The sequence below is a fragment of the Caulobacter sp. D5 genome (assembly GCF_003185805.1).
GTDB lineage: Bacteria > Pseudomonadota > Alphaproteobacteria > Caulobacterales > Caulobacteraceae > Caulobacter.
Window position 1 is genome coordinate 1 of sequence record NZ_QHJY01000309.1, and the last position, 9,778, is coordinate 9,778.

Genomic DNA, 9,778 nt, shown 5'->3' on the forward strand with positions numbered 1-9,778 from the left:
CACCGCGAGCGACGAAGCCCATCCAGTAGCCCAGCGAGCGGCCGAGCGCGCTCTGGCGGAGGGCGCCTGACCATGCTGCCCGAACTGGAGGTCCTGGCCCTCGTCGTCGTCCGCTTCGCCGAGACCATCGCCTGGGCGGTGATCGCCACCGGCCTGCTGCAGAACGCGCTCTATCTCTACCAGCTGATCCTGGCGGCCCGTGCGCTGTCGCAGGCCCCGCCGGTCAACCAGGCCGCCCTGCTCTGGCGGCGCTACGCCGAGGCCGCCCCGCCGATCACCCTGATGGCGCCGGCCTATAACGAGGCCCTGACCATCGTCGAAAGCGTGCGCTCGCTGCTGGCCCTGCAATACCCCCACTTCGAGGTGGTGGTGGTCAATGACGGCTCCAAGGACGAGACGCTCCAGGTGCTGATCGACGCCTTCGAGCTGCATCCCGTCGAGCGCCACTACGACCTGGCCGCCTCGTGCCAGCGCATCCGCGGCCTCTACGCCGGCGCCAACCAGCCCCGCCTGCTGGTGGTCGACAAGGACAACGGCGGCAAGGCCGACGCCCTCAACGCGGCCATCAACCTGTCGCGCTCGCCGATCGTCTGCTCGATGGACGCCGACTCGCTGCTGGAGGTGGACGCCCTGCTGCGGGCGGTGGCGCCGTTCGTCGAGGATCCCGACCGCACGGTGGCGGTGGGCGGCACGATCCGCATCGCCAACGGCTGCAAGATCTCGTTCGGACGGGTGGTCGAGGTGGGCGTCCCGAAGAACCTGCTGGCCCGCTTGCAGACCGTCGAATATCTGCGCGCCTTCCTGATGGCGCGCCTGGCCTGGAGCCGCATCTCGGCCCTGACCATCATCTCCGGCGCCTTCGGCCTTTTCCGGCGCCAGGCCGTGCTCGACGTCGGCGGCTACAGCCACGGCACGGTCGGCGAGGACATGGAGCTGGTGGTCAAGCTGCACAAGCACTACCGGCGCCTGGGCAAGCCCTATCGCGTGGCCTTCACGCCCGAGCCGGTATGCTGGACCGAAGCGCCGGAGACCATGGCGGTGCTGTCCCGCCAGAGGGCGCGCTGGCATCGCGGGGCGCTGGAGACCTTCTTCCGGCACCGCGACATGATCCTGAACCCGCGCTACGGCCGCATCGGCCTGATCGGCTTTGGGCACATCCTGGTGGTCGACGTGCTGGGACCGCTGATCGAGATCTTCGGCTACGTGCTGATCCCGGCCTTCTGGCTGCTGGGCGTGCTGGACATCGACTATCTGTGGGCGCTGCTGGCCGTGACCTTCGGCTTCGGCATCGTCATCAGCGTCGGCGCCCTGGCGCTGGAGGAGACCGAGCTGCGGCGCTTTCCCAACGCCCGCAGTCTCGCCGTGCTGATGGGCGCGGCGATCCTGGAGAATTTCGGCTACCGCCAGATCAACAATTTCTGGCGGCTGCGCGGCACCTGGCAGTTCCTGACCGGCGCCCAGGGCTGGGGCAAGATGACCCGCAAGGGCTTCTCGTCCGGGTCCTGAGCCTCAGATGTCGCCGCCGACATTGGGGGCCACGCCCGGGGCGCGGGCGACGTGGATGCCGCACTCGGTCTTGTCCTGGCCCTGCCAGCGGCCGGCGCGGACGTCGGCGTTGGGGTCGTCCACCGGCTTGGTGCACGGCCAGCAGCCGATCGAGGGGAAGCCCTGGGCGACCAGCGGGTGGGTCGGCAACTGGTGCTCGGCGACATAGGCGTCGAGCTCGGCCTTGCTCCAGTTGGCCAGCGGATTGAACTTCAGCTTTCCGTCGGCGTCCTCGACCACGGCCAGGCGCAGGCGGTCGCCGCCATGGAAGCGCTTGCGGCCGGTGCACCAGGCCGAGAAGCCCTCGATGACGCGGTCCAGCGGCAGCACCTTGCGGATATGGCAGCAGGCGTCGGTGTCGGTGCGCCAGAGATCCGACTTGGGATCGGTCACGGCGAGATCCGCGAACGCCGGGCGCAGGTCGCGCACGTCGGTCAGGCCAAGCTTGGCGGCCAGGCTCTTGCGGTAGTCCAGGGTTTGGCCGAACAGCATGCCGGTGTCGAGGAACAGCACGGGGATGTCTTTCGAGACCTGCGAGGCCAGGTGCAGCAGCACCGCCGACTCCGCGCCGAACGAGCTGACCAGGGCCAGCTTGTCGCCGAAGGTCTCATAGGCCTTGCGCAGTATGGTCAGCGGATGGGCGTCGCGCAGTTCGGCGTCCAGCCGCGCCGCCAGGGTCGGCGCGGCGTCGGTCTGGTCGTAGGCCATCAGAGGGCGCCTTCCTTTTGTTGCGCCCGCTCGTCCGCCGCGATCGGGCGGGCGTCGACGGCGCGCTGGTAGACGTGGCGGAAACGGTTGGCGGCCTTGGCCCAGGCCTCGGGCGTGGCGCCGTCGTTGGGCTCGAAGGCGTCGAAACCGACGCGGACCATGAAGCCGGCCTGCTCCTGCAGCACGTCGCCCACGGCGCGGATCTCGCCCTGGTACTTGAAGCGCTCGCGCAGCAGGCGGGCCGAGGTGTAGGCGCGGCCGTCGCGGTACTTCGGGAAGGCCAGGGCCACCACCGACAGGCGCGGCAGGTCGTAGGCCAGGGCCTCGACCTCTTCGGCCGGCTCGATGCGCACGCCGACGCGGCGGCTGTTGGACGACAACAGCGCGTCGCCCTCGGCCTGGAAGCGGGTCAGCGACAGGATGACGTCGCCGACGTCCGGGATGGCGTCCTCGTCGGCGACGTTGACGAAGGTGTTCTCGGCGAACTGGGTCGCGCCGTCGATCAGCTTAATCAGCTTGGGCATAGACCGCTTCCTTGAAGGGCTCGAGGCCGACGCGGCGATAGGTGTCGAGGAAGCGTTCCTCGCCCTGGCGCGCGGCCAGATAGGTGTCGACCAGGGTGTCGATGGCGGGGGCGACCTTGTCGGCCGGCAGGGCCGGACCCAGGATCTTGCCGATCGTGGCGTCTTCCGCGCCCGAACCGCCGAGCGAGAGCTGGTAGAATTCCTCGCCCTTCTTGTCGACGCCCAGGATCCCGATGTGGGCCACGTGGTGGTGGCCGCAGGCGTTGATGCAGCCGCTGATCTTGATCTTCAACTCGCCGATCGTCTCGGCCCGGTCGGGGTCGGCGAAGGTCTTGGCGATGTCCTGGGCGATCGGGATCGCGCGGGCGTTGGCCAGGGCGCAGTAGTCGAGGCCCGGGCAGGCGATGATGTCGCTGACCAGGTCGATATTGGCCGTGGCCAGGCCGTTGGCCTCGAGGATCGCGTGCACAGCCGGCAGGTCGTCGAGCTTGATGTGCGGCAGGACGAGGTTCTGGGCGTGGGTGACGCGCAGGTCGTCCAGGCCGTAGCGTTCGGCCAGGTCGGCAACGACGTCCAGCTGGTCGGCGGTGGCGTCGCCTGGCGTCTGGCCGATGGCCTTCAGCGAGACCTCGACGATGGCGTAGCCCGGCTTCTTGTGCGGCTTGACGTTGTTGCGCGCGAAGCGGGCCAGCGACGGGCTGGCGGCCTTGGCGGCCTCGAAGGCTTCCGAGCGGGCCGGCAGGGTCTCGAACGGGGTCTGGGCGAAGGCGCCGCGGATGCGGGCCAGCTCCAGGTCGCCGAGATCGGCGCGGCCTTGATCGATCTTTGCCCACTCTTCCTCGACCTGGCGGCCGAACTCCTCGGCGCCGAGGGCGGCGACCAGGATCTTGATGCGGGCCTTGTAGATGTTGTCGCGGCGGCCGTGGCGGTTGTAGACGCGCAGGACGGCTTCCAGGTAGCTCAGCAGGCTCGATGCCGGCAGGTGCTGCTTGATGGTCGGGCCGACATAGGGCGTACGCCCCTGCCCGCCGCCGACGATCACCTCGAAGCCCAGCGAGCCGTCGCGGGCCCGGCGCAGGATCAGGCCGATGTCGTGCACCTTCACCGCCGCGCGGTCGGTCAGGGCGCCGGTGATGGCGATCTTGAACTTGCGCGGCAGGTAGGAAAATTCCGGGTGCAGGGTCGACCACTGGCGGATGACTTCCGACCACACGCGCGGATCGTCGATCTCCTCGGCGGTGGCGCCGGCATAGGGATCGGCCGTGGTGTTGCGGATGCAGTTGCCGCTGGTCTGGATGGCGTGCAGGTCGACCTCGGCCAGGGCGTCCAGGATGTCCGGCGCGTCCTTCAGCTTGATCCAGTTGAACTGGACGTTCTGACGCGTGGTCATGTGCCCGTAGCCCTTGTCGTAGGTGCGGGCGATCCAGGCCAGGCGGCGGGCCTGGCGGGCGTTGAGCGAGCCGTACGGGATGGCGACCCGCAGCATGTAGGCGTGGAGCTGCAGGTAGAGGCCGTTCATCAGGCGCAGCGGCTTGAACTGGTCCTCGGTGAGGTCGCCAGCCAGGCGACGGGCCACCTGGTGACGGAACTCGTTGGAGCGGTCCGTCAGGAATTCACGGTCGATGACGTCGTACTGATACATAGGGTCGGCCTACTTGCGGCGGATCAGGTCGACGCGGCCCGTCGAGCGGGCGGCGCCGGAAGCGTGACGGATGGCCTCGACGACGGCGCCGCCCTCAGCCTGCTTGCCGTGGAGAAGTTCGTTGGTGGGACCGAGCGCGCGGATGCGCTCGCGGTAGCTGACCGGCGCCAGGCCCAGGCCTTCGACGGTGATCAGGTCGATCGGATAGGGATCGACGATCACGGTCGGGGCGGCCTTGCCGGCGGCCACGGCGGCCTCGACTTCTTCGCCTTGCGCATCGTCGAACAGCTGGGCGTCGCCGAAGCCGTCCACCCACGCGCCTTCCTTCCAGAAGACGACCTCCCCGTCGATCAGGCGATTGGCGGTCACGGCTTTCATTGGCCCGAACTCACGTTTTGAACTTCGAAGACGGCGGCGGTTGCGACGCTGCCGGGAACTTGCCCCGATATGGTGGGGATTTCGGCCATGGCCATGGCCTCGCCGACCATCAGCAGGGCCGGTCCCTTCAGCCCCTCGGTCGCGGTCGCCAGACCGGCCAGGGTTGTGAGGATACGGCGCTCGTCGGCGCGGCTGGCGTTTTCGACCACCAGGGCGGGCGTCGAGCCGGCGCGGCCGGCGGCGGTCAGGCGCTCGGCGATGAAGCCCGCGGTCGAGACGCCCATATAGACGACGACCGTCTGGTTCGGACGCGCCAGGGCGGTCCAGTCCAGATCAGGCTCGCCGTGAGCGGCGTGGCCGGTGACGAAGGTGACGGCCTGGGCGTTGCCGCGATGGGTCAAGGGCGCGCCGGCGCCTGCGCTGGCGGCGAGAGCCGCGGTGACGCCGGGCACCACGGTGCAGTCGATCCCGGCCTCGCGGCAGGCGGAAAGCTCCTCGCCGCCGCGGCCGAACAGAAAGGGGTCGCCGCCCTTCAGCCGCACGACCTCCAGGCCTTCGCGAGCGAGAGCGACCAGCAGTTGGTTGATGTCGTCCTGCGGCAGGGTGTGGCGCGACTTGCGCTTGGCCACGTCGATGCGGCGGGCCTGGGGCGCGAGGTCGAGGATCTCGCCCGAGACCAGGCCGTCGTGCACCAGCACGTCGGCGGCCTGCAGGGCCTTCAGCGCCTTGACCGTCAGCAGGTCAGGATCGCCGGGACCAGCGCCGACCAGCGTCACGCGCCCGACCGCCGGCCGCACGCCCTCGCCGCCGCGAAGCGCGACCAGACGAGGTTCAGCCTTGCGATCCGAGGGCGACGCCATGCGCGATCCCAGGTCCTCTAAAAGCGTCCTTGGACGCGCGAAAGCAGCGCGAGCCGATCGACCCTCGCCGTCCAAACCCAATGAAATACGGGGCGAACCCGAAAGCTCGCCCCGCTCTTGCCCGCCGACGAAAAGGGCCAATCCGTCAGCGAACGCTTGCAAACTGGGCGCGGGCAGGCCAATTCGCAAACAAGGACTTCTGCCGGGGCGTTCAGTAAAACTCATGGAACGACAGAACGAACGGCGCCGCCTTCCGCCTCTCAACGCCCTGCGGGCTTTCGAGGCCGCGGCGCGCCATCTGAACTTCAGCCGCGCCGCCGACGAGCTGTCGGTGACGCCCGGCGCCGTGAGCCAGCAGATCCAGAACCTGGAAGACTATGTCGGCGCGGCCCTGTTCAAGCGCACGCCCAAGGGCCTGCTGCTGACCGACGCGGCCCAGACCGCCCTGCCCGCCCTACGCGAGGCCTTCGACCGTCTGGCCGAAGCCGCCAGTCTGCTGACCGCCGCCGTCGACGGCCGCCGCCTGACGCTGACGGCCGCCCCGTCCTTCGCCGCCAAGTGGCTGGTGCCGCGCCTGGGCAAGTTCGAGCAGGCCCAGCCGCAGGTCGACGTCTGGCTGTCGGCCGGCATGGAGGTCGTGGACTTCGCCGCCGGCGAGGTGGACCTGGCCATTCGCTACGGCTCGGGCCGCTATCCCGGCCTGGAAGTCATCCGCCTGCTCAACGAAACGGTCGTGCCCGTCGCCAGCCCCGAGTTGCTGGCCGAGACGCCGCTGGAAAGCCCCGAGGACCTGTCGCGCCACATCCTGCTGCACGACGGCTCGCCCGACGCCGACGATTCGTGCCCGGACTGGGCCATGTGGCTGGCGGCGCGCGGCATCAAGGGCGTCGACGGCGCCCGCGGCCCGCGCTTCAACCAGTCGAGCCTTGTGATCGAGGCCGCCGCCAACGGCCGCGGCATCGCGCTGGCCAAGCGCACCCTGGCCCAGGCCGATCTCGACGCCGGCCGGCTGGTGATCCCGTTCGACATCGCGACCTCGGTCGACTTCGCCTATTACGTGGTCCACCCCAAGGCCAAGGGCCGCCTGCCGCAGGTGAAGGCCTTCGTCGGCTGGCTGAAGGACGAGGCGGCCGCCCACGAAGCGGCCCTGCTGACCATCGACAACGGGGCCGGCATCTAGGTCTGGCATCTAGGCTGGAACAGCCCCGCCAAACCGGCTTAAAGGGGCTCATGATCAAGACGACTCTCAACGTCGACGAGCGCCTCGCGCCGGCCGACTGCCAGACCATGGTCGACGTGCGCCAGGGCGTCGACGCCCTGGACCGGGCCCTGGTGGCCCTGCTCACCGAGCGCCAGGGCTACATGGACGCCGCCGCCCGCATCAAGACCGACCGCAGCAAGGTGTTCGACCGCGCCCGCATCGAGGACGTGGTCGACAAGGTGAAGGCCGCCGCGCGCGCCGCCGGTCTCTCCGAAGCCATCGCCGAGCCGGTCTGGCGCACCCTGATCGACCGCTGCATCGCCTACGAGCACGACAGCTGGGACCGGACCAAGGGCGCCGCGTGACCAAGGAAGAGATCGACCAGCAGCTGGACGAGATGGCCGCCGAGGCCCTCGCCAAGGGCGACGACGACCTGCGTCCGGGCCTGATCTATCTGAACGACAAGGCCTATGGCGTGCAGATCCGCACCGAGACCATCTCGGCCAAGCGCGGCCAGCGCTATCGCGGCGTGCGGGTGTTCGTGTCGCGCAGCTACGACACCAGGATCATCACCCGCAAGGAGACGGTCGGCCTGGAGGTCGGTGAGTTCGAGGACCTGACGGAGTCGATTCCGAACCCGACATAGGTCCGCACTCCGGTCCATCCTTCGGGCGGTCGGTCCGCGGCGCGCCGGCATCCGCTCGGAAGAAGCCGACGGAGCGCCAGGTGATCGACATCAATCCAGCCCCGTCTTGCCCTGGGCCCAATAGGCCTTGGTGAGAATGCGCCTGGGCTCGACCGCGCGCCGCTTCAGGCCGTGTCGCAGCTTCTGGATCGCCGCCGCCCGTCCCGTCAGGACGAAGGACGCGCCGACGCCGGCCAGCGACGAGAGCGCCGCGCCGATCGTGTCGAGGTGAGCCTCGTCCGCCGCCTTCCTGAACAGCGCGGCCTTCGAAAGCCCCAGCCTCTCCACGACGGCCTCCGCCTCGCCCAGATCGGCGACCTCGAAGACGCAGGAGATGCTCCGCGCGGGATCCTGCGCGGCCAGCGCGCAGGCCAGCCCGATCGAGGTCTCGTCGCCGAACACCACCAGCGGCCCGGCCAGAGGCGCCGCGTTCAGCGAGGCCCGCGGACCGAAGAGGTCGCACTGCGCGCCCGGCGCGAGCGACCGCAGCCAGTCGCCGCCCGGCCCCTCGCCATGCGCGTAGCCCAGGATGCGCGCCCGGCCCTGGCCAGCGTCCCAATCCATCGGCGTATAGGTGCGCGTCACGAAGGCCGATCCCATGGCGATCTGGATCTTCTGCCCCGGGGTCCAGGAGACGCCCTTCAAGGCCGCCCCCTCCAGGGTGACGAGCCGAAAGCGGTCGCCGATCGGCTGGCTGGAGGCGATCCTGGCCGGCCGCATCATCAGGCGGATCAGGGCCTGGCCGAGACCGCCCGGCGATGGCTTCGTGCGTGCGTCGATCGACATGGTCATGGCCGCTGCATCCTTCTCGAAACGCAAAGCCGAACCGATCTCGACTTGCTTCCAGTGATCGGATAGCCAGAAGCGGCGATGGCGTCATTCCGAAGGATCGCCAGAATATTATCGAATTTCGCCACACCTTGTCCGGAGCCGGCCGTGCCCATCATCAGCGACCTGACGGTGAAGGACGACTGGATCGAACCCGACGAGGTTCCCCGGCCGATCGTGGTGTTCGGCGCGATGATGGACGAGGTCGGCGGCATCGAGCTGGACCCGCACCGTCACCGCAAGGGCCAGATCATCCTGGTGCAGCGGGGCGCGTTGAGCTGCGAGGTCGAGGGCGGGCTTTGGGTGGTGCCGCCCAGAAGCGCGATCTGGATCCCCGGCGGCGCGCTGCACGCCATCAGGGCCAACGGCGCGCTGGAGGGCTACAACGCCTTCATCGACACGCAGATCGACGCGCGCCTGCCGAAGGCCTGCTGCGCGGTGTCGGTGACGCCGCTGCTGAGGGAGCTCCTGGCTCGCGCCGCGCACCTGCCCTACCTCTACGACGAGGGCGGCGCCAATTGCCGCCTGGTGTCGGTGCTGCTCGACGAGGTGGCCGCCGCCCATGTCGAGGACCTGCATCTGCCGATGCCCGCCGATCCGCGCCTGCGCAGGATCGTCGACGAGATGATGGCCGCGCCCGCGGCGCGAGGCAGCCTGGCCGCCTGGGCCAAGCGGGCCGGCATGAGCGAGCGCACCCTGATGCGCCTGATCGATCGCGAAACCGGCATGAGCTTCGGACGCTGGCGCCAGCAGCTCTGCGTGGTGCTGGCCGTCAAATGGCTGGCGGCGGGCGCGTCGATCCAGAGCGTCGCCGCCGATCTCGGCTACGAGAGCACGCCCAGCTTCGTGACCATGTTCCGCAAGGCGCTGGGCGCATCGCCCGGCCGCTACATGGCCGAACGGCACCCGGGCCGCGCCTGAGGCCTACCCTCTAAGCGACCGCAGCGCCTGCTCGTGGACATAGGCGGCGATGTCGAGCAGCACCGCATCGAGGGCGGTGATCACTTCGTCCAGACTGGCCTCGCCGGCCTCGGCCCGCTGGCAGACGTCGCCCAGCGCATTGGCCCCGACGCCGCGCGCCGCGCCCTTGACCGTATGGACCGCGTCGCGCCAGCCGGGATGGTCGGGCGACAGCATCGGAGTCCACAGCGCGGCCTGCTCGCGGAACAGGGCCAGCACCTCCTCGATCACCGTGACGTCGCCGGCCGCGAACCCTTCCAGATAGGCGAAATCCACGGCTCCGCTGATATCTCGCCTGGCCATCGAAAAAGTCCTTGCGCTCTCAAATTCATTGCGTATGTTCCGCGCCTCGCCGCCGGGACGCTTCAGCGCTTCGGAATCGCGAATGGGTGTATAGCTCAGTTGGTAGAGCAGCTGACTCTTAATCAGCGGGTCGTAGGTTCGAAT

General features: G+C 69.3%; 12 protein-coding genes. 5 read left to right on the forward strand and 7 right to left on the reverse strand.

Annotated elements, in window-relative coordinates; translation table 11 throughout:
• Positions 1 to 72 precede the first annotated feature (72 nt).
• On the forward strand, positions 73 to 1,506 hold the full coding sequence (locus tag DMC18_RS18880) for a glycosyltransferase family 2 protein (protein WP_110120256.1): 1,434 nt from the start codon (positions 73 to 75) through the stop codon (positions 1,504 to 1,506).
• Positions 1,507 to 1,509: 3 nt separating this feature from the next.
• Here the strand turns inward: DMC18_RS18880 and DMC18_RS18885 are convergent, their stop codons facing one another.
• The 5 genes from DMC18_RS18885 to cobA are packed head-to-tail and all read right to left on the reverse strand — an operon-like array spanning position 1,510 to position 5,657.
• Positions 1,510 to 2,253, reverse strand: a complete 744-nt coding sequence (locus tag DMC18_RS18885; RefSeq protein WP_110120255.1) for a phosphoadenylyl-sulfate reductase — start codon at positions 2,251 to 2,253, stop codon at positions 1,510 to 1,512.
• Positions 2,253 to 2,777 carry a DUF934 domain-containing protein gene (locus tag DMC18_RS18890; protein ID WP_110120258.1) on the reverse strand — a complete coding sequence of 175 codons (525 nt, stop codon included), beginning with the start codon at positions 2,775 to 2,777 and terminating at the stop codon, positions 2,253 to 2,255. Before DMC18_RS18890 ends, DMC18_RS18885 begins: the two co-directional genes overlap by 1 nt.
• Positions 2,761 to 4,419: a nitrite/sulfite reductase gene (locus DMC18_RS18895; protein WP_110120254.1), complete on the reverse strand. Its 1,659-nt coding sequence runs from the start codon at positions 4,417 to 4,419 to the stop codon at positions 2,761 to 2,763. Before DMC18_RS18895 ends, DMC18_RS18890 begins: the two co-directional genes overlap by 17 nt.
• Positions 4,420 to 4,428: 9 nt before the next feature.
• Positions 4,429 to 4,797 (reverse strand): DUF2849 domain-containing protein, encoded by a 369-nt coding sequence (locus DMC18_RS18900; protein ID WP_110120253.1) that lies wholly within the window; start codon positions 4,795 to 4,797, stop codon positions 4,429 to 4,431.
• Positions 4,794 to 5,657, reverse strand: coding sequence for a uroporphyrinogen-III C-methyltransferase (gene cobA, locus DMC18_RS18905; protein ID WP_110120252.1), 864 nt, complete (start codon positions 5,655 to 5,657; stop codon positions 4,794 to 4,796). The genes DMC18_RS18900 and cobA overlap by 4 nt, the downstream gene beginning before the upstream one ends.
• A 223-nt stretch (positions 5,658 to 5,880) precedes the next feature.
• On the opposite strand from cobA, the gene gcvA reads away from it, so the two are divergent.
• From gcvA to DMC18_RS18920, 3 genes are read left to right on the forward strand one after another with little or no spacing between them, the layout of a single operon-like run.
• On the forward strand, positions 5,881 to 6,837 hold the full coding sequence (gene gcvA, locus DMC18_RS18910) for a transcriptional regulator GcvA (protein WP_110120251.1): 957 nt from the start codon (positions 5,881 to 5,883) through the stop codon (positions 6,835 to 6,837).
• 50 nt (positions 6,838 to 6,887) lie between these two features.
• The gene (locus DMC18_RS18915) at positions 6,888 to 7,223 is read left to right on the forward strand and encodes a chorismate mutase (protein WP_110120250.1); all 336 of its coding nucleotides are present in this window, start codon (positions 6,888 to 6,890) and stop codon (positions 7,221 to 7,223) included.
• The gene (locus tag DMC18_RS18920; RefSeq protein WP_110120249.1) at positions 7,220 to 7,504 is read left to right on the forward strand and encodes a hypothetical protein; all 285 of its coding nucleotides are present in this window, start codon (positions 7,220 to 7,222) and stop codon (positions 7,502 to 7,504) included. The genes DMC18_RS18915 and DMC18_RS18920 overlap by 4 nt, the downstream gene beginning before the upstream one ends.
• A gap of 90 nt (positions 7,505 to 7,594) precedes the next feature.
• Here DMC18_RS18920 and DMC18_RS18925 read toward each other — a convergent pair whose 3' ends face one another.
• Positions 7,595 to 8,335, reverse strand: a complete 741-nt coding sequence (locus DMC18_RS18925) for a siderophore-interacting protein (RefSeq protein WP_199228475.1) — start codon at positions 8,333 to 8,335, stop codon at positions 7,595 to 7,597.
• Between the two features lie 144 nt (positions 8,336 to 8,479).
• On the opposite strand from DMC18_RS18925, the gene DMC18_RS18930 reads away from it, so the two are divergent.
• Complete coding sequence (locus DMC18_RS18930; RefSeq protein WP_110120248.1) at positions 8,480 to 9,292, forward strand: helix-turn-helix domain-containing protein; 813 nt, start codon at positions 8,480 to 8,482, stop codon at positions 9,290 to 9,292.
• A 3-nt stretch (positions 9,293 to 9,295) separates the two neighbouring features.
• Here the strand turns inward: DMC18_RS18930 and DMC18_RS18935 are convergent, their stop codons facing one another.
• Positions 9,296 to 9,634, reverse strand: a complete 339-nt coding sequence (locus DMC18_RS18935) for an Hpt domain-containing protein (protein WP_110120247.1) — start codon at positions 9,632 to 9,634, stop codon at positions 9,296 to 9,298.
• Between the last annotated feature and the right edge of the window lie 144 nt (positions 9,635 to 9,778).